The following is a 21,777-nucleotide window of genomic DNA, read 5'->3' on the forward strand; positions in this document are numbered from 1 at the left end:
GTTTTTTCTCCTTTTGGTCACTATCCCCTTAGCTCAGTGGCTTGGCTCAGTATCTCTCAGTGGCAGGAGCACTATGGCTCGGCCCACTAGGGGGTAATCAACAGTTCATCCACCCCTGACGGAAGGGGATAGTGTGGCAAGGGGGCAAAAAACAGTGTCGCTATGCGAAACGAAACGGATCATACGACCCGCCGTTCCCATTCCGCCCGTATCGCTTGTTCATCCAGATCGATGCCGATAAACACCATGTACGGCTCCCCCGTATATTCAGAGGGGGACCAGCTCGTTCGTCCTCCGGCATGCTGCATAAGCGCAGCTTGCTGGGTGTGCTCATTCAGCCGAATGTACCCCTTCGCCCGCAGCAGAGCATGCTTGAACTTCGACAGCAGCCGATCAATCTGCTTCCGGCTCGGGAGAGGGTGAGAGGAGATGGTGAGTGTCATCGTCTGTACACGAGTGAATGAAGGTGACTCATGAGCGTCGTTCTTCGTCTGGTTCTCAGAAGTCAGGCTTGACTTAGGGACAGCCGTCGTCATACGGAACGGTCGAGATATCGGAACGATTGCCGGCTCTTGTCCCGCGCGCTTCTTCACACCTGACAGCATAAGATCGAGATCGACCCCGCTGAAGGTCGTGTGGATGATGCCGGCCTTATCGTTCTGCTTGCGAATGGCCTTATCAATCTTATTCAGCTTCGTCTCCGTTACGAGGTCAGTCTTGTTCACAATGAGCAGATCGGCTGTCTCGATCTGCCTCCGAAGCGTGCGGACGAGTGCCAGGTCAGCCTCGAAGATGCTGTTGTACAGCAGCACATGCTCGCTGTCGAGCACCGTCACAATCTGCTTCATAGATACTTGACCAAGTATACTTGGTTCAGTGAGCGCATCGGCAATCTCTTCAGGGTTAGCCACACCGGTCAGCTCGATGACAATGAAGTCAGGCTGCTGCTTGACTAGAGCAGCAATGCTGCCCGCCAGCTCGCTCTTGCGGCTGCAGCAGACGCAGCCGTCCAGCATCTTCTCGATTGAAGTATCGGAGAATTGGCTCAGGATGTGACCATCTACATCCCGGCTTCCTAGCTCGTTCATGATGACGCCAGGCTTAAGTCCTCTTGCTCGCGACTCTTGGAGCAGCCGAAGCAGCAACGTTGTTTTGCCGCTTCCGAGGAAGCCGCTGAGGACGATGACAGGTATACGCAAGGGGGAATCACTCCTTTTATCAAGTGTAAATAGTAATAATTACGAATAATAACCTTAGCATACTACAAAATACGGTATGGCGCCAAGCGATAGAATATGCGGTTGACGGATGGAAGCAGCGTTTGCTATACTTGCTTAAGCGTAATCGTTACTATTAAAACCGTAATGGGATGAGATGACCGAATTCCATCATGGTTTTTTAAATGAGATATTATCGTAATCGTTACGATCTGGCAACTTCACTTTGAGGAGCGGGATGCAGCATGAATGGTCGGACAAATATGGTTATTGCCTTGAATGTCAGCAGAATCGTGTCGCCTATGGCAGGGATTGGCCAGATCGTTCGCAAGATAAGACGGAAGAGAAGGAGGAGCAGACTTGCTGTTAGCTTCATTGAGTGATGTTGTGTTCGGATACAATGATGTGCCCTGCCTGGAGCAAGCGAGCATGGAGCTCTATACGGGGCAATTCGTAGCCGTCACCGGTCCTAACGGAGCTGCGAAGACGACCCTGCTGAAGCTTGCCCTAGGCTTGCTTCATCCTTGGAGCGGAGAGATCTACCTGGCTAATCGCAATGATCGCAAGGAGAAGCTGGTTATCGGTTATGTGCCGCAGCAGATAGCCGCCTTCAACGCAGGATTCCCAAGCACCATCTTGGAATTCGTTCGTTCAGGCACTTATGTTAGAGGAACTTGGCTGCGAAGGCTGCGCGCAGAGGATCATGAGCTTGCGGAGCAGTCACTGAGGCAAGTCGGGATGTGGGAGCAGCGCGGGCGTAAGATCGGCGAGCTGTCTGGCGGACAGAAGCAGCGGGTGTGCATCGCAAGAGCGCTGGCCCAGCAGCCGGATCTGCTCGTCATGGACGAACCGACCACGGGGATGGATCAAGAGAGCAGGAAGGGCTTCTACGAGCTGATGCATCATCACGTGAAGGAGCATGGTCGCAGCATCGTGATGGTGACGCATGGACTGTCCGAAGCAGAGCCTTATCTGGACCGCATCATTGAGCTTACGAGGAAGGAGGAGGGGGGATGGAGATGCTGCACTACGACTTCATGCAGAGGGCATTTCTGGCCGGCGGGATCATTGCGCTAGTCGCATCTGTGCTAGGTGTCTATCTCATGCTGAGGCGTCAGGCGCTCATGGCCGACATGCTCTCGCATGTGTCCTTGGCTGGCGTTGCCGCAGGCGCCTACCTGAATGTGAATCCGACCGTAACCGGCTTCGCAGTCGCTGTCATCGGTGCGGTGGCGGTGGAATTCGTCCGCAGATCGTACAAGACCTACAGCGAGATATCAGTCGCAATCATTATGATAGGGGGCCTATCGTCAGCAGTGGTTCTTATGAACCTGAACAAGGGAGTGACGAAGAGCTTCTCCTCCTACTTATTTGGCTCGGTTGTCGCTGTCAATCAGACCGAGCTGCTGCTTATGCTGGGCGTTGCTGCTGTTGGTGGTTTTTTTTTCACCATATTCCGCAGGCCCTTGTACCAGATGACCTTCGATGAGGAGACGGCGAAGACCAACGGTGTCCCGGTTCAGTGGATCTCTCTGCTGTTCAGCGTGATGACCGGTATGATCGTTGCTGCGGCGATGCCAATCGTAGGTGTACTGCTAGTGTCCTCGCTAATTGTGCTGCCAGCTGCGCTCGCGATAAGAATCTCATCCAGCTTCACATCTGCTATCGTCATCGCGATGGGGATTGGATTATTCGGTGTCCTGTCTGGATTAACCGCTTCGTATGAGCTGAGCACACCGCCAGGGGGAACGATTGCCTTAACTCTGCTCCTCATCCTAGTATGCGGAATTAGTGTGAGGAAGCTAGTTGTGAAGCTAAGTAAGTCCAGGAATAAGTCGAATGCCGCGAAGGGGATATCGGTCGGCTCGATAGGGGTTCATGCCCGTTATGGGCATTCATCATCATCTATTCATACTACAGGGGGTAATGAAAATGAAAGTATGGTCTAAGAAGATGGCAGCCGCCGCCGCGACAACCTTGGCAATCGCTATGCTGGCTGCAGGATGCGGTTCGAACAACGAGCAGAAGAAGGAGGAGGAGGGCAAGGACGGAGATAAGCTTAAGGTGGTGACAAGCTTCTACCCTATGTACGAGTTCAGCAAGCAAGTTGCCGGGGAGCATGCGGAAGTCATTGTACTGATCCCTGCGGGCGTTGAACCGCATGATTGGGAGCCGACGGCGAAGGACATGGCGGCGATCAAGGAAGCGGATGTATTCGTCTACAACGGAATCGTTGAAGGATGGGCGGAACAGTCTCTGGAGAGCGCGGCTAACGATAAGCGAATCGTAGTAGAAGCGAGCAAGGGCATTCAGCTGATGGAAGGCGAAGAGCATGGGCATGAGGGAGAAGAGCATGCAGGAGAAGGACATGAGGAAGAGCATGGTCTTGACCCGCATGTGTGGCTAAGCCCAGTGCTGGCGCAGCAAGAAGTGCTAGCTATCCAGGAGGCGCTAGTGAAGGCTGACCCTGAGCATGCCGCGGACTACAAGAAGAATGCTGAAGCCTATATCGCTAAGCTGAAGTCGCTGGATGAGGCGTATCAGTCCGGGCTTGCAGATGTGAAGCGCAAGGAATTCGTCACGCAGCATGCTGCATTCGGCTACTTGGCGAAGGAATATGGTCTGACCCAGGTTCCGATAGCAGGCTTGTCTCCTGATCAAGAGCCTTCCCCGGAGCAGATGGCTGAAGTGGTTAAGTTCGCGAAGGAGCATGACGTGAAGACGATCTTCTTCGAGACGCTCGTAGATCCGAAGATTGCCCAGACGATTGCAGATGAGATCTCTGCGAAGACGGATGTCCTGAATCCGATTGAGGGCCTGACGGAAGAGCAGACGAAGGATAACGTAGATTATATCAAGGTGATGGAGAAGAATCTGGAAGGTCTGAAGAAGGCGCTTAAGGAATAATCGTAATAATTACACATAAGGGAGATGCATCTATGACTACTGTAAGCAAAAAAATTCCGGTCACCGTTCTTAGCGGTTACTTGGGTGCTGGCAAAACTACCCTATTGAATCATGTGCTGAACAATCGCGACGGCCTTAAGGTTGCCGTCATCGTCAACGATCTCAGCGAAGTGAATATCGACGCCGAGCTGGTTAAGAACGGCGGCGGGCTGTCCCGTACCGAAGAGAAGCTGGTCGAGATGTCCAATGGCTGCATCTGCTGTACCCTTCGTGAAGACTTGCTTCGCGAGGTGGAACGTCTGGCTAAGGATGGCCGCTTCGACTACATTCTGATCGAATCGACAGGGGTAGGGGAGCCGGTTCCGGTCGCTCAGACGTTCACGTACATCGATGAAGAGCATAACATTGATCTGACCCAATTCTGCCGTCTCGATACGATGGTTACTGTCGTCGATGCCTACCGATTCTGGCATGACTATTCCTCCGGCGAGACGCTGCTGGACCGCAGCCAAGCCGTTGGTGAGGACGATACCCGCGAAGTGGTTGATCTGCTCATTGACCAGATTGAATTCTGCGATGTGCTGCTGCTCAATAAGTGCGATATGGTTGAGGAGGAAGAGCTGGAGGAGCTGGAGGGCGTACTCCGCAAGCTGCAGCCTCGTGCGAAGTTCATCCGCACGACGCACGGCCAGGTAGACCCGTCCGAGATATTGAACACGGGACTGTTCGACTTCGATGAAGCCAGCACGTCCGCAGGCTGGCTTCGGGAGATGGAGGCGCCTTCGCATACGCCGGAGACGGAGGAGTACGGGATCTCGTCGTTCGTGTATGAGCGAGTGCGGCCTATGCACCCTATGCGGTTAATGAGTTGGATGGAGGAATGGCCGGTTGATGTCGTTCGCGCGAAGGGGATTGTGTGGCTGGCGAGCCGTCAGGAGATGGCGCAGAACCTTAGTCAGGCGGGGCCTTCCATTCAATTCGGTCCAGCAGGGCAATGGGCGGCAGCGCTGTCTGAGGGAGAGCGTCAGGAGCTGCTGGCGGAAGAGCCGGAGCTGGCTGAGAAGTGGGATGCGGAGTACGGGGACCGGATCAACAAGATTGTGCTGATTGGGATTAAGCTTAATCGGGAAGAGATTACCGCTTCGCTCGATGAATGCCTGCTGACGGATGAGGAGATGGCGGGGGACTGGGCCGCGCTCGAGGATCCGTTCCCGAATGTGCAGGAGGAAGCTTGTCCACTGCCATCCTAGAGGGCGGCTAATCACAAGAGAGGGAGGTGAGCCCTATGCGAGTTGTAGTCACACTGGCATGTACGGAGACGAAGGACCGTAACTACACGACGACGAAGAACAAGCGCACGAATCCAGAGCGTCTGGAGCTGATGAAGTATTGCCCGCGTCTGAAGCGTGTCACCCTGCACCGGGAGACCAGATAAGGAAGGAGCGTGAGCGGAGCATGGCTACTTGGAACTTGAGTGGTACGAAGCATCACCTGCTCCTGTGCAATGGAGGAAGCTGTATGCTTCGCGGTGCGGAGGGGGTCACTGCGGCAATTAGGGATGAGATCGCCCTCCACCACGCCGATTCGCTTATTCACACTACGCGCACCTTGTGCAATGGACGCTGTGAGGATGCTTGTACCGTGGTTCAGTATCCAGGAGGGGCATGGTATCGGCATATGACTCCAGCTGATGGAAGACTGCTCGTTCGGCAGCTGCTCCAGGAGCAGTGCCCGCTGCCTGAGCAGACTGCGTATGTCTACCAACATCAGCAGCTGACAGCAACGGGAACCGCAGCTGCGGGCGTGAATAAGTACCAGTCGAGGATGGATTAAGCAGGTAAGCTGTCAGTGAATAGGTGTTAACCTAGTTAACTACTCCGGCACAGCCTAAGCGGCTGTGCTTCTTGCTGTGTCTATTGCTGTATATATGTTGAAGAGCATGAGTAGCATGGGGTGCGGGTATAGGAACACTTAAGGAGAGAACCTAATATGAGTAAGAGCAGTACGAACAGCCGGCTTCCGAGATCCACAGGAACGGACATGGCTGCCTTATATACACCTAATGATTGCGCTAAAAAAGTAAAACGAATTGTGCTTCACCCAAGAAACAAGCAAATTGTAGACGAATTTGTCACCATTGTTAGTATGAAGGATGAGTTCGAGAAACATGATGTGCCTGTTCCTAACAAAGTGGTCATGTTCGGTCCTCCCGGAACGGGGAAGACGCTGACAGCCTTCTATATAGCACAGCAGCTTCAGATTCCTCTAGTGCTTGTGCGGTTGGATGCTATCATCCACAGCCACTTGGGAGAGACCGGAACGAATGTTAGGAAGATCTTCGACTATGCGCACTCTACGCGCTGCGTCTTATTCCTGGATGAATTCGATGCTATTGCCAGAACCCGTATCAATAAGGAAGAAGTGAAGGAGATGACGAGGGTAGTCAACACGCTGCTGCAGTGTCTGGATGAGTTCGACAGCACGAGTATCTTCGTAGCTGCAACCAATCTGGAAGAAGACCTTGACCGAGCTGTGTGGCGCAGATTCGATACGAAGATGAGATTCGATCTGCCGGATGATGCAGCCAGACATGAATATGTCCGGTTGTTAATTGGAGAGTTCGCTCATGAGACAGGGCTGGTAGAGAGAACCTCTGAGCTGCTGCAGGGAATCAGCTTCGCTGATATCGAACAGATTATGGTCAAGGCCAAGCGCAAAGCTATTATTGAAGGAAGCGAGCTTAGCTACACTAAGATGCTGGCTTCCTTGGAAGAGTATAAGCCTTAACAACAGCTAACGGCGGACTTATAACCGGTTCACCCGCCTGAATACGGAAGGAGCGACCTTCATCTTCTTCGTGAATACACGGCTCAAGTAAAACCCGTTCTCGTATCCGCATTGCTGCGCGATATCGTCGAGCGGGAGGAGGGTCTCGAGCAGCAGCATCTTGGCTCTCTCTATCCGAAGCCCCGTCAAGTAGTCCATAGGCGTCTGTCCCCAAGCTTGCTGGAAGCGGCGAGTGAATTGGACAGCGCTTATTCTTCGTGATTCTGCGAATTCTCTAAGCCGAAGCGGGGTGAACGCATGCTGCTCCATCCACAATGCAGCCTCTCTCATCTCTGCATCCAGCGGATGCTGCTGCTCGGTCAGCACGAGCATCGTCTGCATGCAGAATTGGTGCCATATGTCTCGGAATAGAGCCTGGATAGATAGGAGTCTCCTCTCCTCGTCCAATCGGCTAAGCTGCTGCAGATAGTAATAGGTAGAAGAGAGGCGGCTGCGGTCATAGAGCGTAATAGCACCGACCGGTCTGGACTTATGAGTCAACCTGTCGCATGCTGCTCCGTTGTCTGGCACCCACTCGAAGCTGTAGAAGTGGAAGGACACAGTCTGCAGCACTTCCCTGTGAAAAGCAGCCCCAGGAGGACAAAACACCAGGTCGCCATAGGCTGCCTCACCGCTCTTGTCCTCTATCTCATAGCGGAAGCTGCCTTCCGTCACGGCGAACAGGACCCAATGGTCATACGTATCCACAGCCAATTCAAATTGTTCCTTCTTCCTCCAGAACACGTGAGATAACGCGGTCTGGACGAACGTAGGGTTCCCTTCCATCTCTAGCCGCCTCCATCTCTCTATATGAAATTATGGATATGCAATCTGATAATTCCGTGTATTAAGTTCCTTAAATATATGATATAGAATAGATTTCATCAAGGATTATGTTAACGCTATCATGGATTTGTAGTGAAATAAGGGATATACCGGAGGTGCAGGGATGAGAGAAGAACGGGTATTGACAGATGTTACCGTCGTTGGCGGCGGTCTTGCAGGCGTGTGTGCGGCCATTGCCGCGGCCAGACTAGGGCAGAAGGTTGCCTTGGTGCAGAATCGTCCGGTACTTGGGGGCAATGCCTCCAGTGAGGTTCGAGTCTGGGTATGCGGGGCAACTGGACATGGCGTGAATCGCTATGCCCGCGAGACAGGTATTATGGGCGAGTTGTTCACGGAGAATCAATACCGCAACCCCGAAGGCAATCCTTATCTATGGGACTTGACTGTCCTGGAAGCCGTGAAGGCCGAACCTAACATTCAGCTGTACCTGAATACGGATGTACATGAGGTTGAGGCGTATGGAGATGAGGATAACCGTCAGATTCACACGGTGACGGGGTGGATGATGGGATCAGAACGCCGAATCACCTTCGTGAGCAAGGTATATCTGGACTGTACCGGCGACGGGCTTGTCGGGTTCCTGGCTGGCGCAAAGTATCGGTTAGGCCGTGAAGCGCAGCATGAATATAACGAGAGCTGGGCTCCGGCTGAGGCAGATGATATCACACTAGGGAGTACCTTGCTGTTCTACACGAAGGACACGGGGGAGAAGGTCAGCTTCAAGCCGCCGAGCTTCGCCATCAACCTTGCCGAGACATCTATTCCGCTCAAGCGTGTTATCCGAAGCGGAGACAATGGCTGTGCCTACTGGTGGATTGAATGGGGCGGAGAGCATGATACCGTCCATGATAATGAACGGATTCGGGATGAGCTGTGGGCGGTCATCTACGGAATCTGGGATTATATTAAGAATTCCGGGCAATTCCCTGACTCGGAGACGATGACGCTGGAGTGGGTCGGCTCAGTTCCAGGCAAGCGGGAATATCGCAGGTTCGTTGGGGATTATGTATTGAATCAGAACGACATTCTTGCTCAGCAGGAATTCGAGGACCAAGTTGCGTTCGGAGGCTGGTCCATCGATCTTCATCCGCCTCAAGGGGTCTATGCGACAGAGAGCGGCTCCAAGCACCTTCATTCTGATGGGGTCTATCAGATTCCGTTCCGGTCCTTGTATTCGGTTAACGTCTCTAATCTGCTCTTCGCTGGACGGAATATTAGCGCCACGCATGTGGCCTTCGGTACGACCAGGGTCATGGCGACCTGCGCCGTCATTGGAGAGGCAGCCGGCACAGGTGCTGCACTGGCTGCGAAGCTTGGAGTGACTCCTAGAGTCATCTATCAGGAGTATCTTGAGGAGCTGCAGCAGACGCTGCTTCGTCAAGACGCGTCTATCGTCAGCCTGCGGAACAGGGATGAGCGGGATGAAGCCCGCCGAGCAGCCGTGAGTGCGTCCAGTACGCTTCGCAAGCTAGCCGTAGAGACAGCTGCGAATGCTTATCCGCTAAGTCATGATGTCGGGCTGCTTATCCCGATCTCGCCCGAGCTGGAGCAGCTGGAACTGCTTGTTGATGCAGCAGCGGATACCGTGCTGGAAGTCGAGCTGTGGAGTACCGGACGAGCGGAGAATTATATTCCTCATCGGCTGGAAGTGAAGAGCTCGGCTAAGGTAGCTGCTGGCAGGCGTCAGTGGGTGCCCGTGCCGCTGAACTGGAAGCCGGCAGCCTCTGCTGAGAGCGGCATGAATGCATTCGTTATTGTGAGAGCGAATGACTCGTTAGCCCTCTACACCTCCGAGCAGCCTCTGACGGGTGTCCTCTCGTTCCATAAGATGGATGAGCCCAAGGTATCCTCTGCCCTAGAGGACCATGACATCAAGCAGCCGGTGATCCAGTGGAGCATGCGGGGACTCGTGCGCAAGCCATTCTGCTTCCGTGCCTTCCCAGAGACGGACATCTACCAAGCGGAGCAGGTTATTAACGGATATGTTCGGCCTTACGGGGCGCCTCATCTGTGGGTATCCGAGCCGATGACCGAGGGCCGTGAAGAGTCGCTGGAGCTCAGATGGCCTACGGCAAGTCCTGTCACCATTCGTGAGATTCACCTGACGCTGAACGATGATGTGAACGAAGACTTAATCAACCTTCACCACCATCGCACCCCTTATGAGGTCATGCCTGAAGTGCTTAGAAGCTATCGACTGGAGGCGGAGACCGCACCGGGGCAGTGGCAGCTGCTGCATCGCGAGGAAGAGAATCGGAAGCGCAAGCGAGTTCACAAGCTGGCAGCTCCAGTCACTGCAGCCAAGCTGCGTATCGTTGCCGAGAGCACGAACGGCAGTGCGTGCGCAGAGGTCATTGAGGTTCGCGTGTACTGACAGCGGGTCATCGGACATAGCAGTGATTGTTCAGGGTGCCGCTGTCTATATAAATGTGGGAACTGGCGTAGAAGAGCTGGCAGAGCAGGTGCATTGCAGCACCGGCTCCGCCAGCTTTTTGCGTGATGCGAATGATTCCGATTCAGCCGCAGTCTCTCTGAGTCGTAGTCAGATGGAGGGGCTAGGAGGAACTGCAGTGTTTTGTATTCTAGTACTAGAGCAGCCGCGGGAAGCGCAGGCTGCAGTGTTGGAATCCAACACTAGCGCGGACGCGACGGTCCGCGAAGCGCCTGCAACGCAGCGCATCCCATTCCAGCCATATCAAAAAAGCACCGAATCACTCCGGTGCTCAATCCCCCAAAAGGGGTGCTAGCGCTGTATTAGAAATTAAAGTTATCCGGATCCGGGCCGAACCGCTTGTTCTGGTTCAGCGCGCTGATCGCGTCCACTTCCTCCGCAGTGAGAGAGAAGTCGAACACGGAGCCGTTCTCCACCATGCGGGTAGGGTTCACGGTCTTCGGAATGGTCACGACTTCGTTCTGAATATCCCAGCGAAGGATGATCTGAGCCGGCGACTTGCCGTACTTGCGGCCGATCTCGGCCAGCGTCTCGTTGTCGAGATTGCCCTGCATGAGCGGGCTCCACGCCTCGAGCTGAATGCCCTTATCGCGGCAGAAGCTCTGCAGCTCCTTCTGCGTCAGCAGCGGATGGTACTCCACTTGGTTGATTACCGGCACGACCTCGCTGTCCGCCATCAGATCCTGCAGATGATGTACCTGGAAGTTGCTGACGCCGATCGCGCGAACCGCACCGTCGCGGTACAGCTTCTCAAGCGCACGCCAGGTCTCCTTGTACTTGCCCTTCACCGGCCAGTGGATGAGCAGCAGGTCAACGACCTCAACGCCAAGCTTCCGGCGGCTCTCCTCGAAGGCAGCCAGCGCAGAGTCATAGCCTTGGTCCGCATTCCAGATCTTCGTCGTGATGAACAGCTCGTCACGAGCGATGCCGCTCTTCCGGATCCCTTCACCTACACCCGCCTCATTGCCATAGACAGCAGCGGTATCAATACTGCGGTAACCCGCACCAATCGCTGCAGCAACCGCCTCCGCCGCTTCCTCATCACCAACTTGCCATACGCCTAGGCCAAGCCAAGGCATCTTCACGCCATTATTCAATACGGTATGTTCCGTAATCGCATTCGTCATCTGGGGTTCCTCCTCAATTCTAATCTATTCTTATCTCAAGCTCATTCTCACTCTACAGAGACAGCTGCAAGATAGCCCGCACATCCGCCTTGTCCAAGCGCTTGAACGAACCAATTACCCCGTAGCGAACCGCCTCCTCCGCCATCCGGTCCAGCTTGTCCTCGCCAATCTCATAATAAGCTAGACTCGACGGTGCACCAATCCGGTTGAAGAAGTCTCTCGTCGCCTGAATACCAGCGAGTGCAATCTCATCATCCGACTTGCCTGTCGGATCAACGCCCCATACCCGAACCGCATACTGCACGAAGCGATCGATCCGCTCCTGGTACACGTACTTCATCCAGTTGGGGAAAATAATCGCCAAACCAGCGCCATGCGGAATATCATACACCGCACTTACTTCATGCTCAATCATATGGGAAGCCCAATCATTGGCCATCCCGACAGAGATTAGTCCGCCGTTCAACGCCATCGTACCGGACCACATCAAGTTCGAACGAGCTGCGGCATCGCTAGGATTAGCAAGCGCTGGCTCTACATTTTCAACCACAGTCTGCAGAATTGATTCACAGAACCGCTCCTGAAGCGGTGTATTCTCCGTCAGGGAGAAGTACTGCTCGAACACATGCGACATAATATCGACCGAGCCGTAGACCGTCTGATTCGCAGGAACGGAGTACGTTAGAGTCGGATCCAGTATGGAGAAGACCGGATAAGTATGCGGACTGCCGAAGCTGCGCTTCAAGTTCTGCTCCCAGTTCGTAATGACGGAGTTGCCATTCATCTCCGAGCCTGTAGCTGCAAGGGTCAAGATCGTTCCAAGAGGAAGCGCATCTTGAATGACGGCCTTCCCTGTGCAGAAGTCCCACACATCCCCTTCATAAGGTACGCCTGCTGCAACCGCCTTGGCTGCATCGATGACGCTGCCGCCGCCGATTGCCAGGATGAAGTCAACGCCGTTCGTCCGGCAGATGTCGATCCCACGGTTGACGGTCGTTAGACGAGGGTTCGGCTCGATCCCGGGCAGCTCATGCACGCTTGCGCCAATCTCTCCAAGTTGCTTCACGACAGAGTCGTATAGTCCGGACTTCTTCACGCTGCCTGATCCATACACGAGCAGAACGGTCTTCCCTCCATATTGCTTCACCAGCTCGCCAGCCTGACTAGCCTTGCCTTCCCCGAATACAATGTGCGTAGGGTTGCGGAATTGGAATGCTTGCATCTTATCGTTCACTCTCCTGTTAGCGATATAGAATGGTTAACTTAGCGGGTAATCTAATCATGGTGAACTCCTTCACAAGTAAAGGATACGTCATATAGTCTAGACAATGGACTCCGCGATGTCAAGTTGATAGCCGCTAGTCAAGCGCGACACAGCTGCCATTGATTGATTAACTTATTAGTTATATAATGAGAGCCATTATAGACATAGGAGGCTCACAACGCCATGAACATACAAGTGAGCAGTCACAATATGAAGTTCCTCGAATGCTTGTCCTCTCCGACCAGAGTGAGAATCATTGAGCTTCTAAGCAAGCAGTCCATGAACATCAAGTCGCTCTCCGAGGCGCTCGATATTAAGTCGCCGATTGTGACGCGCCATATCCAGCAGCTGGAGGAGGCAGGCATCATCCGCTCGGAATCCGTTCCAGGCAAGCGGGGCATGCAGAAGCTGTGCTGCCTTCAGCTGAGGGAGGCGAAGCTTCAATTCGGATCCGCAGACAGCCCGAAGCCAGACGAATCCCTGATGGAGAGCCCATCACGCTATCAGGTATCCATCCCAGTCGGCCACTACTCCAGCTATAGCATCAAGCCGACCTGCGGGCTTGCTTCCCAGTCCAGGATGATCGGCATGTGCGATGATCCGAGGTATTTTGCCGATCCGGAGCATGTAGGGGCTAAGGTGCTGTGGTTCGGATCCGGCTACGTCGAGTACAGGATTCCCAATTACATGGTATATAATCAGAAGCCTGAATCACTGGAGATCTCTATGGAGATCTGCTCCGAGACGCCGTGTACGGTCAATTATCTGCCATCCGACATCGTCTTCTCCCTGAACGGAATTCCGCTTGGCTCATGGACCTACCCCGGCAGCTTCGGTGGATCGCAAGGCGTCTATACCCCGGAGTGGTGGTACAAGAATATTAAGCATGGTCTGATGAAAACAATCACCGTGAACAGCGAAGGCTCCTTCATCGACGGAGTCCAAGTGTCCGGCGTCACGCTGGACTCGCTCCAGCTGGCGTTCGACCGAGAGATCATGCTGCGCATCGCCTGCAGCGAGACGGCGAAGAACTGCGGAGGCATTACGCTATTCGGCCGCGGCTTCGGCAACTACGACCAAGATATCGAGGTGACGCTTCGCTGTGAATAAGCTTCAGCTGCCCCAGGTTCATCACTTGGGAGATGTGATTGTGAAGCCTGGATTCACAATCCCAATGCGTGAGATTCCCGACTACGAGCTGGTCTACTTCCCTGAAGCCAGACAATCCGTCTATCAGCTTGGGGTGAAGGAGTATCGTATTCCGACGCCGAGCATGGTCCTGACGAAGCCGGGGGAGAAGCATGCTTATCAGTTCGACACCCATCAGCCGACCAGACATCTGTTCGTTCACTTCGGCTTCAAGACCGCCGCTCATATGGAGGATGTGCTGGGGGATCTGCTTCACCTGCCGCCCGTAACTCCCATTAGGAGCAATAGTCTCATCCCCGCTCTCTATAATCAGCTGCTGATTATTGCTCATCGGCAAGATGGGCCGAGGGAGGGGGGGCGGCTCTCCGCGCTGCTGCTAGCGCTCATCGAGGAATGGGGCGCTGCAGCAAGAGGTCAGCAAGACGAGACGTCCGAGGCGGCTCACCTGCCGCTCCAGCATGCTCTTGCCTATATGGAGCAGCACCTGCACGATCCTGCTCTGACCATAGAATGGGTAGCAGGGCGGTCCGGATGGACCCATGAGCACTTCAGCCGGATGTTCAGCAGAGTATATGGCATGCCGCCTCGCGCTGCACTGCTCGATCGCCGCATACGAAGGGCAGAGCAGCTGCTCCTGTCGGAGCAGTGGACAGTGAAGCGTATAGCCAGGGAGGTCGGCTTCGGGGACGAGCATCACTTCTCGAAGATGTTCAAGCAGCTTAGAGGGATGACAGCCACTTCCTATCGGCAGCGGTATGCAAGTCCAATCTACCGCAATATGGCGACGATTGAAGGACTGGAGGCACCGTATCCGATTAATCGCTCCGTCCAATTAGGAGGATATCAAGTAGACACCCCAGATTAAGGGTTCTCTCCATTGTAACCGGTTGCGGAATCTCTCACAATGTAGGTATGCAATAGCCAACAGGAGGGATTAGCGATGGGGAATTATTATTGGCCTGAAGCCCACACAAGGGAAGACCGGTATCTCGTCAGTGTGGAGCAGTATAAGCACTATCATCGGGATGGCTTCGTGCGGGTGGAAGGATTGTTATCAAGCGAGGACATCAAGCGGCTCTATGGATGGGCGGAGGAGCTGCGGCTGAGCAAGGAAGATGAGAAGAAGAAGACGGTCGTCACGAATAACGACCCGCTGAAGGAAGAGTTCGCCGCCCAGACAAGGGTTCACATGCTCTCGCGCAAGGAAGCGGTGGCGGAATGGGCGCTCCTTCACCCTCGAGTGCTCGACGTCTGTGAAGCGCTGATTGGACCCGATGTCTATGCGCTGCAGTCGATGCTGTTCTACAATCCGCCGGGCAAGGGAGGCCAGGGCTGGCATCAGGATTCCTATTATATTAAGACGCATCCGGATACACTTGTTGGCGCATGGATGGCGCTGGAGGAGGCCGATGAAGAGAATGGCTGTCTATGGGTCGTGCCAGGCTCCAACCATGAGCCAATCTATCCGCCCTCCAATGCTCATGGCGGACACACACATGCGGAAGGCGTCTTCGGCGACCTGTCGCCGGTGGAGAATGTGAGCCATATCGACGACGAAGTGAACACGTTATCCCGCATCGTCGCTCAGTATCCGCCGCCGATCTCCGTGCCGATGAAGCCGGGGGATGTGCTGTTCTTCCATTCGCATCTGTTCCATCGCTCCTATCCGAACCGTACCGAGGATCGCTTCCGCCGTTCCTATGTATGCCATTACGCGAACGGCCGCTCATGGGTGCCTTGGGATCATGATGGCCCATTCGAAGGCGATTCCGGGAACTATCGCCACATTCTCGCCCGCGGCGCAACCCATCTTCCTTATGCGAAGCCTGCCTTCGGCACGGAGGTGCAGCTGGCTGATCCATCCAGCACTCGCTCGGACAGCGTGCGCATGATGGGCATGGACAACGGCATGATGATGCCAGTCGTTCAGCAAGGGGAGGACTAGTGCCTAGCATCCAGTCCGCTTGACCGCAGTTGGAATCAGACTGATAGGCCTATCCGCCCCTGTCCGAATTGGGAGGCAGATTAGCAGGCCTAACCGCCTGCCCCTGTCGCCATAGTTAGGCATTAACCCTGCTCAGCGGAGCAGGGTTGTTTTTTTGCCTAGAAGTGGGACAGACTGTAAGTAAGTATGGGAATTGATTGAATCGAAGGAGCAGAGAATATCTATGGCTAGGAAGCATCGGAAGCTGTCCCCTCTTGAGATTGTACAACGCGTCCTGCTCATTCCTCTAGGTGCGGTGGCGATGGCGGTAGCGCTGGAGATATTCCTCGTCCCGAACGAGGTTATTGACGGGGGAATTACCGGTCTGTCCATCGTAGCGTCTGAGCTGTCGAATGTGGCGCTCGGTATATTCATCTTCGTGCTGAATCTGCCCTTCCTCATGATTGGGTACAAGCAGATCGGCAAGACGTTCGCCCTCTCCACCTTGTACGGCATTGTAGTCATGTCGGTCACGACCGCGCTGCTGCATCATGTGCATCCGTTCACGGAGGAGAAGATATTGGCCGTCCTGTTCGGCGGCGTCATACTTGGCTTCGGCATTGGACTGGTCCTGCGGTATGGCGGCTCGCTGGATGGTCTCGAGATCGTAGCAATCCTCATATCCAAAAAAACGCGAATATCCGTAGGTCAGATCATTCTGTTCCTGAACGTATTCGTCTTCATCATTGCGGGCTTCGTCTTCGGCTGGGACTCTGCCATGTACTCGATCTTCACCTTCTATATCGCTTCCAAGGTGATGGATATCGTCGTTCAGGGGCTGGACGAATCGAAGTCGGTCACGATTATATCGAGTGAATACGAGGAGATATCCGAGGCCATCATGGAACGGCTCGGGCGGAGCACGACCTATATCTATGCCCGTGGGGGGTATAGTCGGGAAGATACGCAGATGCTCTACTGTGTCGTGACGAGGCTGGAGCTGGCGAAGCTGAAGAGCGTCGTGCATGAGATCGATCAGTCGGCCTTCATAGCTGTGCAGAATGTAGCGGACGTTCATGGAGGCAACTTCGAGAAGAAGGCGATTCATTAACAGACGTCTCGTCATGAGAGACTCCCCGAGCTATAATGTAGCCATACATACAGCACTGGGGAGGGGACGCACATGTTCCAATATAGTTATGATTCGTTAGTCTATCATGGAGAGTCCATTGAAGAGAGTGTGAGGCGAGTCGCTCGCTATGGATACGATGCCCTGGAGCTGGTGGGCGAGCCGGCCCAGTATGACGTGTCCGAGGTGAGAAGGCTCACGGCTGAATACGGCATAGGGGTATCCTCCATCTGCTCCATCTACCATCAAGATCGTGATCTGTCTCATCCCGAAGCGAGTAAGCGTGAGCAAGGGGTCGAATATGTGAAGAGAGTCGCCGAGCTGGCCGCAGAGACGGGAGCTCCAGTGATGATTGTTGCACCTGCAGCGAACATGAGGATTCATCCGTTCACGAGTGCAGGAGAGGAATGGAAGCTGGCGGCGGAGAGCATTCGTGCGGGGGGAGAATATGCAGCCTCGCTCGGTGTGAAGCTGTGCATCGAGGCTTGGAATCGGTACGAGACCTACATGCTGAACAGGGTAGACCAATGCCTGGACATGATGCGTCAGGTCGATCTTCCGAATGTAGGCGTCATGGGGGATACGTTCCACATGAACCTTGAGGAGGCGGATATAGCGGATGCAATCCGCAAGTGCGGCAGCTCTCTCTTCCACATCCACTTGGCAGACAGCAATCGCGCCGCGCCAGGCACAGGCCATCTAGCCTTCCGGCCGGTACTCCAAGCGCTGAAGGATATCGATTACAGCGGCTTCTTAACCTTCGAGCTGCTCCCTGCTGCTGCAGATCCGTTCGGTGTCATGAGGACAGGCGGGGGAGAGATGTTCCTGAACAAGTATACGGAGATGGCCATCCAGTATACGAAGGAACTTGAGCGAACGCTGTACTAAGGCTGTACATTAGCAAAGCAATTATTATAGAGATTGAAACTGTTGACATACCCTATGGGGGTATGTAATAATGAGTGTGTACTTATTATACCCCATGGAGGTATATAGCAATGGGAGATTCAAGAATGAATGAGCAGTCAAGCATTACGGCAGATACGGCGCAGCATAGTCAAGATCATTGCCCATCTTCCCCCAGGGAGAGGAAGAGCCATCATTCCGATCAGATGAAGGCAACGCTGACCGCGCGGTTGAACCGGATTGAAGGTCAGATTCGCGGAGTGAAGGCGATGATTGATAAGGATACGTACTGCGATGATGTGCTGAACCAGATCGCCGCGGCTCAATCTGCGCTTAACGGCGTAGGCAAGCTGCTGCTGGAGGGCCACATGAAGAGCTGTATTGTAGAGAGAATTCAAGCTGGCGAACATGAAGTAGTCGATGAGCTGCTCACCACCGTTCAGAAGCTAATGAAGTAGGAGGAGATCGAAGATGACGGATGTAACGTTGAAGGTAGAAGGAATGACTTGTGGTCATTGTGTAAGCTCAGTGGAGAAGGCAGTGAGCGGGTTAGGCGCAGAGGCGAGCGTGAGCCTGGCTGCCGGCAGTGTTAAGGTGAAGTATGATGAAGCGAAGCTGTCGCTGGAGCAGATTAAGGAAGCGATCGAGGACCAAGGGTACGATGTGAGGTAAGGCTGCCTTTCGAGCTTGCGGGCCGGGGTCGGCCCTTATAGCTTGGGCTGGATGAGTTCATTTTTTTTCATGAAAATATACCCCCAGTGGGTATTAAGAGGATAAGGTTGGTGATGGAGCGATGGCAGCACAAGAGCAAACGACACTGCAGATTACAGGGATGACCTGTGCCGCATGTGCGAATCGAATTGAAAAGGGACTGAATCGGCTTCAAGGGGTGGAAGCGAATGTGAACCTCGCTCTGGAGAGAGCGTCGGTCACTTACGATGAAGCGCTCGTCAGCCGCAGGCAGATTGAGGAGAAGGTAGAGGCGCTTGGGTACGGCATTCTGCGGGAGTCGGTGCTGCCAGGAGGCGACGGACGGAAGCGGGAGCTTCGGAGTCAATGGATGCGATTCGTCGTATCGCTGCTGCTGTCGCTTCCTCTGCTATGGGCGATGGCCGGGCACTTCAGCTGGACGTCCTTCCTCTATGTGCCTGAGCTGTTCATGAATGCGTGGTTCCAGCTTAGTCTGGCAACGCCTGTTCAGTTCATCATTGGCTGGCCGTTCTACAAGGGTGCATACAAGGCGCTGCGCAACGGGAGTGCGAACATGGATGTACTGGTCGTCCTTGGCACCTCTGCCGCCTATGGGTACAGCTTGTACCAGTCGCTGCAGTGGATGGACATGGCCGGACATGGCCATGCTGCGCCTGAGCTCTATTACGAGACGAGCGCGATCCTCATAACGTTAATCGTGTTAGGCAAGTACTTCGAAGCGGCGGCGAAGGGGAGAACCTCCGACGCGATCAAGTCGTTAATGAAGCTGCAGGCGAAGACAGCTGTCGTCGTTCATGACGACGGGCGGGAAGAAGCTCGGCCGATTGAAGAGGTGGCTGTGGGGCAAGTGCTGCTCGTGAAGCCAGGTGAGCGCATACCGGTTGACGGTGTGGTGATGGAGGGGAGCTCCGCTGTCGATGAGTCGATGTTGACTGGAGAGAGCCTTCCTGTGGAGAAGGGCGTGGGTGATGCTGTCACTGGAGCGACGGTTAACCGCCACGGTATATTGCGAATGAGAGCGACGAAGGTGGGAGCGGAGACGGCGCTTGCCCGAATCATTCAGGTAGTGGAGGAAGCACAGTCGTCGAAGGCGCCGATTCAGCGTATTGCGGACCGTATATCGGGAGTATTCGTTCCCATTGTCATTGGTCTGGCCGTTGCTGTGTTCCTGTTATGGCTGCTAGTGCTTGATCCCGGCAATGTGAGCGGGGCGCTTGAGAAGGCCATTGCTGTGCTGGTCATTGCTTGCCCATGCGCCTTGGGACTCGCGACGCCAACGTCAATCATGGCCGGCTCGGGACGAGCGGCGGAGCTCGGAGTTCTCTACCGAGGAGGAGAGCATCTGGAAGCCGCTCACCGCGTGGAGGCGGTCGTGCTGGATAAGACGGGCACCATTACGAAGGGGCAGCCTGAGCTGACAGACTTCATAGTAGAGGACAGCTTCAAGGAGTCAGATGTGATGGAGTGGGTAGCTGCTGCGGAGAGTCTCTCTGAGCATCCGCTGGCGGAAGCTATCGTGGAAGGATTGTCTGCTAGAGGTGCAGGCAAGGGATTGGTCGTGGGCAGCTTCCAAGCAATGCCGGGATATGGAATAACAGCTGTCGTAGAGGGCTTGGCCATCCATGCGGGTACTCGGCGGCTGATGGAGCAGCAGGGCATTCGGGTGCCTGATACGAAGCTGGCGGAGATGGAGCAGCTGGAGTTCGCGGGCAAGACGGCTATGCTCGTTGCGGTGGAAGGACGATACGCAGCGACGATTGCGGTGGCGGATACGGTTAGGCCTTCGTCGGCCGAAGCGGTGCGCAGACTGCATGCGCTCGGTCTGCGGGTCATGATGCTGACCGGCGATAACGCTCGAACGGCTGAGGCCATTGCTGCACAGGCAGGCATCACAGAGGTGCGGGCAGAGGTGCTGCCGGAAGGCAAGGCCGAGGTCGTGAAGGAGCTGCAGGAGGCAGGTCTAAGAACGGCTATGGTTGGCGATGGTATGAATGATGCCCCTGCGCTGGCGGCAGCCGATATCGGGATGGCGATGGGTACCGGAACGGACATTGCGATGGAAGCCGCAGATGTCACCCTGATGCGAGGAGATCTGAACAGCGTTGCAGACGCACTAAGCATGAGCCGTACAACGATGCGCAACATTAAGCAGAATCTGTTCTGGGCGCTGGCTTATAATGTAGTTGGCATACCGATTGCCGCCGCAGGCTTGCTTGCTCCATGGCTGGCTGGAGCGGCGATGGCGCTCAGCTCCGTATCAGTCGTGCTGAATGCGCTGCGTCTGCAGAGAATGAGAGCAGGTAACTGAGGATGATAGGGAGGGATTGTATATGAACAATAATAGAGCTGCCGCAGCTGCTTCACTCGTAGTGATGATGCTGCTGAGCGCAGCATGCGGCGGAGCAGGTTCAGGAGCGAAGCCGGTCGGCGGAACAGAGCATGGTGAGCACAGCGGTAACCATGACAGCGCGGAGCATCAGCACGAGAAGGCTGGCAGGTCGAACGGATCAGGCGGGTCGGGGATAGCTGGCGGGTCGGGTGGATCTGGGACAGCTGACGATGAATGGGCTTCGTCACTGCAGGCTGTGTGGACGACGGTCCCCCCTAGTCCCAAGGCGAAGGAGAAGGCAACGCTCCAGCTCTCCATTGAGGATGCAGAGGGAATGCCTGTAGACAAGTATGAGTTGAATCACGAGAAGCTGATGCATCTCATTATCGTCAGCGAGGACTTGCAGTACTTCGATCATGTGCACCCTGAGTATGAGGGGGAGGGCCGCTTCACCGTCGATACTACCCTGCCGTCGGGCGGGAGATACAAGCTGTTCGCGGACTTCGTTCCATCCGGCGCGGCAGCTCCGATTACGAAGTCAAGCTGGATGGAGGTAGGCGGGGGTGAGCAACATCAGCATGATCACGGCGCACATTCGCTCCAGCCTGATTACGAGCAGACGAAGGTTGTGCAGGGAGCGAAGATTGGACTTACGCTGAGCAGTACGAAGGCGGGTGATGAGGCTGAGATGATGTTCACCCTTGAGGATGAGGAGACGGGGAAGCCTATTACGACGCTCGAACCGTACTTGGGGGCGTTAGGGCATGTCGTTGTCGTCAGTGAGGATACGGAGCAATATCTGCATAGTCACCCGATAAGCTCAGATGGGAGCGGGCCGGAGGCGGCCTTCCACACCACTTGGCCGGCCAACAGCGGGCTGTATCGCATCTGGGGGCAATTCCAATGGAACGGCGAGGTGCTTGTAGTGCCGTTCACCGTTAAGGTGGAGTAAGCGACTAAGCGCCTAAGGGAAGCATAACAATAGAAGAA

22 protein-coding genes are annotated in these 21,777 nt (G+C 54.7%); 18 read left to right on the forward strand and 4 right to left on the reverse strand.

What is annotated here, in order from left to right:
• Window positions 1-179 precede the first annotated feature (179 nt).
• Window positions 180-1,199: a CobW family GTP-binding protein gene (locus ACFO9Q_RS18870; protein WP_379184964.1), complete on the reverse strand. Its 1,020-nt coding sequence runs from the start codon at window positions 1,197-1,199 to the stop codon at window positions 180-182.
• 263 nt (window positions 1,200-1,462) lie between these two features.
• On the opposite strand from ACFO9Q_RS18870, the gene ACFO9Q_RS18875 reads away from it, so the two are divergent.
• The 8 genes from ACFO9Q_RS18875 (at window position 1,463) to ACFO9Q_RS18910 (ending at window position 6,911) form a co-directional block, all read left to right on the forward strand.
• Window positions 1,463-1,600 (forward strand): hypothetical protein, encoded by a 138-nt coding sequence (locus ACFO9Q_RS18875; RefSeq protein ID WP_379184966.1) that lies wholly within the window; start codon window positions 1,463-1,465, stop codon window positions 1,598-1,600.
• A complete protein-coding gene (locus ACFO9Q_RS18880; protein ID WP_379184968.1) occupies window positions 1,578-2,294 on the forward strand; it encodes a metal ABC transporter ATP-binding protein in 717 nt (238 codons plus the stop codon). The genes ACFO9Q_RS18875 and ACFO9Q_RS18880 overlap by 23 nt, the downstream gene beginning before the upstream one ends.
• Window positions 2,231-3,166 (forward strand): metal ABC transporter permease, encoded by a 936-nt coding sequence (locus ACFO9Q_RS18885; protein ID WP_379184970.1) that lies wholly within the window; start codon window positions 2,231-2,233, stop codon window positions 3,164-3,166. Before ACFO9Q_RS18880 ends, ACFO9Q_RS18885 begins: the two co-directional genes overlap by 64 nt.
• Entirely contained in the window at window positions 3,150-4,124 is a 975-nt protein-coding gene (locus tag ACFO9Q_RS18890) for a metal ABC transporter substrate-binding protein (protein WP_379184972.1), read from the forward strand. The genes ACFO9Q_RS18885 and ACFO9Q_RS18890 overlap by 17 nt, the downstream gene beginning before the upstream one ends.
• A gap of 32 nt (window positions 4,125-4,156) precedes the next feature.
• A complete protein-coding gene (locus ACFO9Q_RS18895) occupies window positions 4,157-5,374 on the forward strand; it encodes a GTP-binding protein (protein ID WP_379184974.1) in 1,218 nt (405 codons plus the stop codon).
• 35 nt (window positions 5,375-5,409) lie between these two features.
• Window positions 5,410-5,559, forward strand: a complete 150-nt coding sequence (gene rpmG / locus ACFO9Q_RS18900; RefSeq protein WP_379184976.1) for a 50S ribosomal protein L33 — start codon at window positions 5,410-5,412, stop codon at window positions 5,557-5,559.
• A gap of 20 nt (window positions 5,560-5,579) precedes the next feature.
• Window positions 5,580-5,957, forward strand: a complete 378-nt coding sequence (locus tag ACFO9Q_RS18905) for a (2Fe-2S) ferredoxin domain-containing protein (RefSeq protein WP_379184978.1) — start codon at window positions 5,580-5,582, stop codon at window positions 5,955-5,957.
• A 156-nt stretch (window positions 5,958-6,113) separates the two neighbouring features.
• Entirely contained in the window at window positions 6,114-6,911 is a 798-nt protein-coding gene (locus tag ACFO9Q_RS18910; protein ID WP_379184980.1) for an AAA family ATPase, read from the forward strand.
• An 18-nt stretch (window positions 6,912-6,929) separates the two neighbouring features.
• Here ACFO9Q_RS18910 and ACFO9Q_RS18915 read toward each other — a convergent pair whose 3' ends face one another.
• Window positions 6,930-7,736, reverse strand: coding sequence for a helix-turn-helix domain-containing protein (locus ACFO9Q_RS18915; protein WP_379184983.1), 807 nt, complete (start codon window positions 7,734-7,736; stop codon window positions 6,930-6,932).
• A gap of 163 nt (window positions 7,737-7,899) precedes the next feature.
• On the opposite strand from ACFO9Q_RS18915, the gene ACFO9Q_RS18920 reads away from it, so the two are divergent.
• A complete protein-coding gene (locus ACFO9Q_RS18920; RefSeq protein WP_379184985.1) occupies window positions 7,900-10,170 on the forward strand; it encodes an FAD-dependent oxidoreductase in 2,271 nt (756 codons plus the stop codon).
• Between the two features lie 380 nt (window positions 10,171-10,550).
• On the opposite strand, the gene ACFO9Q_RS18925 is transcribed toward ACFO9Q_RS18920, so the two are convergent.
• A complete protein-coding gene (locus ACFO9Q_RS18925) occupies window positions 10,551-11,375 on the reverse strand; it encodes an aldo/keto reductase (protein WP_379184987.1) in 825 nt (274 codons plus the stop codon).
• A 52-nt stretch (window positions 11,376-11,427) separates the two neighbouring features.
• A complete protein-coding gene (locus ACFO9Q_RS18930) occupies window positions 11,428-12,597 on the reverse strand; it encodes an iron-containing alcohol dehydrogenase (RefSeq protein ID WP_379184989.1) in 1,170 nt (389 codons plus the stop codon).
• Window positions 12,598-12,822: 225 nt separating this feature from the next.
• Between ACFO9Q_RS18930 and ACFO9Q_RS18935 the strand changes: the two genes are divergently transcribed.
• The 9 genes from ACFO9Q_RS18935 (at window position 12,823) to ACFO9Q_RS18975 (ending at window position 21,739) form a co-directional block, all read left to right on the forward strand.
• Window positions 12,823-13,749: an ArsR/SmtB family transcription factor gene (locus ACFO9Q_RS18935; protein WP_379184991.1), complete on the forward strand. Its 927-nt coding sequence runs from the start codon at window positions 12,823-12,825 to the stop codon at window positions 13,747-13,749.
• The gene (locus ACFO9Q_RS18940) at window positions 13,742-14,653 is read left to right on the forward strand and encodes a helix-turn-helix domain-containing protein (RefSeq protein WP_379184993.1); all 912 of its coding nucleotides are present in this window, start codon (window positions 13,742-13,744) and stop codon (window positions 14,651-14,653) included. Before ACFO9Q_RS18935 ends, ACFO9Q_RS18940 begins: the two co-directional genes overlap by 8 nt.
• A 75-nt stretch (window positions 14,654-14,728) precedes the next feature.
• On the forward strand, window positions 14,729-15,733 hold the full coding sequence (locus ACFO9Q_RS18945; protein WP_379184995.1) for a phytanoyl-CoA dioxygenase family protein: 1,005 nt from the start codon (window positions 14,729-14,731) through the stop codon (window positions 15,731-15,733).
• A gap of 223 nt (window positions 15,734-15,956) precedes the next feature.
• Window positions 15,957-16,823 carry a YitT family protein gene (locus tag ACFO9Q_RS18950; protein ID WP_379184997.1) on the forward strand — a complete coding sequence of 289 codons (867 nt, stop codon included), beginning with the start codon at window positions 15,957-15,959 and terminating at the stop codon, window positions 16,821-16,823.
• 72 nt (window positions 16,824-16,895) lie between these two features.
• Window positions 16,896-17,729, forward strand: coding sequence for a TIM barrel protein (locus ACFO9Q_RS18955; RefSeq protein WP_379184999.1), 834 nt, complete (start codon window positions 16,896-16,898; stop codon window positions 17,727-17,729).
• 110 nt (window positions 17,730-17,839) lie between these two features.
• Entirely contained in the window at window positions 17,840-18,205 is a 366-nt protein-coding gene (locus ACFO9Q_RS18960; protein ID WP_379185001.1) for a metal-sensitive transcriptional regulator, read from the forward strand.
• Between the two features lie 13 nt (window positions 18,206-18,218).
• A complete protein-coding gene (locus ACFO9Q_RS18965) occupies window positions 18,219-18,419 on the forward strand; it encodes a copper ion binding protein (protein ID WP_379185003.1) in 201 nt (66 codons plus the stop codon).
• Between the two features lie 121 nt (window positions 18,420-18,540).
• Window positions 18,541-20,766 (forward strand): heavy metal translocating P-type ATPase, encoded by a 2,226-nt coding sequence (locus tag ACFO9Q_RS18970; RefSeq protein WP_379185005.1) that lies wholly within the window; start codon window positions 18,541-18,543, stop codon window positions 20,764-20,766.
• 22 nt (window positions 20,767-20,788) lie between these two features.
• Window positions 20,789-21,739, forward strand: coding sequence for a hypothetical protein (locus tag ACFO9Q_RS18975; protein WP_379185007.1), 951 nt, complete (start codon window positions 20,789-20,791; stop codon window positions 21,737-21,739).
• The last annotated feature ends 38 nt before the right edge of the window (window positions 21,740-21,777 follow it).

This window comes from Paenibacillus sp. GCM10023252 (genome assembly GCF_042653305.1).
Classification (GTDB): Bacteria; Bacillota; Bacilli; order Paenibacillales; family Paenibacillaceae; genus Pristimantibacillus.

Excerpts from the sequence above, each read along its gene's own strand:
- ACFO9Q_RS18875 (WP_379184966.1), top strand. The coding sequence starts at position 1,463 with ATGAATGGTCGGACAAATATGGTTATTGCCTTGAATGTCAGCAGAATC.
- ACFO9Q_RS18885 (WP_379184970.1), top strand. The coding sequence starts at position 2,231 with ATGGAGATGCTGCACTACGACTTCATGCAGAGGGCATTTCTGGCCGGC.
- ACFO9Q_RS18890 (WP_379184972.1), top strand. The coding sequence starts at position 3,150 with ATGAAAGTATGGTCTAAGAAGATGGCAGCCGCCGCCGCGACAACCTTG.
- ACFO9Q_RS18895 (WP_379184974.1), top strand. The coding sequence starts at position 4,157 with ATGACTACTGTAAGCAAAAAAATTCCGGTCACCGTTCTTAGCGGTTAC.
- rpmG (WP_379184976.1), top strand. The coding sequence starts at position 5,410 with ATGCGAGTTGTAGTCACACTGGCATGTACGGAGACGAAGGACCGTAAC.
- ACFO9Q_RS18905 (WP_379184978.1), top strand. The coding sequence starts at position 5,580 with ATGGCTACTTGGAACTTGAGTGGTACGAAGCATCACCTGCTCCTGTGC.
- ACFO9Q_RS18910 (WP_379184980.1), top strand. The coding sequence starts at position 6,114 with ATGAGTAAGAGCAGTACGAACAGCCGGCTTCCGAGATCCACAGGAACG.
- ACFO9Q_RS18915 (WP_379184983.1), bottom strand. The coding sequence starts at position 7,736 with ATGGAAGGGAACCCTACGTTCGTCCAGACCGCGTTATCTCACGTGTTC.
- ACFO9Q_RS18920 (WP_379184985.1), top strand. The coding sequence starts at position 7,900 with ATGAGAGAAGAACGGGTATTGACAGATGTTACCGTCGTTGGCGGCGGT.
- ACFO9Q_RS18925 (WP_379184987.1), bottom strand. The coding sequence starts at position 11,375 with ATGACGAATGCGATTACGGAACATACCGTATTGAATAATGGCGTGAAG.
- ACFO9Q_RS18930 (WP_379184989.1), bottom strand. The coding sequence starts at position 12,597 with ATGCAAGCATTCCAATTCCGCAACCCTACGCACATTGTATTCGGGGAA.
- ACFO9Q_RS18935 (WP_379184991.1), top strand. The coding sequence starts at position 12,823 with ATGAACATACAAGTGAGCAGTCACAATATGAAGTTCCTCGAATGCTTG.
- ACFO9Q_RS18945 (WP_379184995.1), top strand. The coding sequence starts at position 14,729 with ATGGGGAATTATTATTGGCCTGAAGCCCACACAAGGGAAGACCGGTAT.
- ACFO9Q_RS18950 (WP_379184997.1), top strand. The coding sequence starts at position 15,957 with ATGGCTAGGAAGCATCGGAAGCTGTCCCCTCTTGAGATTGTACAACGC.
- ACFO9Q_RS18955 (WP_379184999.1), top strand. The coding sequence starts at position 16,896 with ATGTTCCAATATAGTTATGATTCGTTAGTCTATCATGGAGAGTCCATT.
- ACFO9Q_RS18960 (WP_379185001.1), top strand. The coding sequence starts at position 17,840 with ATGGGAGATTCAAGAATGAATGAGCAGTCAAGCATTACGGCAGATACG.
- ACFO9Q_RS18965 (WP_379185003.1), top strand. The coding sequence starts at position 18,219 with ATGACGGATGTAACGTTGAAGGTAGAAGGAATGACTTGTGGTCATTGT.
- ACFO9Q_RS18970 (WP_379185005.1), top strand. The coding sequence starts at position 18,541 with ATGGCAGCACAAGAGCAAACGACACTGCAGATTACAGGGATGACCTGT.
- ACFO9Q_RS18975 (WP_379185007.1), top strand. The coding sequence starts at position 20,789 with ATGAACAATAATAGAGCTGCCGCAGCTGCTTCACTCGTAGTGATGATG.